Source organism: Pseudomonas sp. SIMBA_041 (assembly GCF_046535095.1).
Classification (GTDB): domain Bacteria; phylum Pseudomonadota; class Gammaproteobacteria; order Pseudomonadales; family Pseudomonadaceae; genus Aquipseudomonas; species Aquipseudomonas mucoides.
This window is the reverse complement of sequence record NZ_JAWRXJ010000196.1, coordinates 1-280: the sequence shown is the minus strand read 5'-3', so window position 1 is coordinate 280 and position 280 is coordinate 1. Positions and strand designations below refer to the sequence as shown.

Annotated in this window: 1 protein-coding gene; it reads right to left on the bottom strand. The window is 53.6% G+C overall.

The annotated features are described in order from the left end of the window. Positions 1-77: 77 nt before the first annotated feature. On the bottom strand, positions 78-280 hold a 203-nt coding region (locus tag SB725_RS30820), incomplete at its 5' end, for a prolyl oligopeptidase family serine peptidase (protein ID WP_410923162.1).

Genomic DNA, 280 nt, shown 5'->3' with positions numbered 1-280 from the left:
ATGCTGATCACCGGCAAAAATGCTAACCCGGAAATCCTGCAACAACTGGAAGCGCAAGGGGTCAGCATTCTGCGTGTTTAAAGATGCTGGCGGAAAAATGTCACTGCAGCATCTAACGCCTCAGGCGTAATGCGGTGACGCACGCCTGGCTGCCATGAACAGGTTAGCAGTTTATCCCGTCCCGTCTCGCTTAAGGCCTGCTGCAAACGTAGTGATTCGTCGGCAGGCACAACGTCATCGTCGAGGCCATGCCACAGCAGTAGAGGTCTGTCACTAAGTT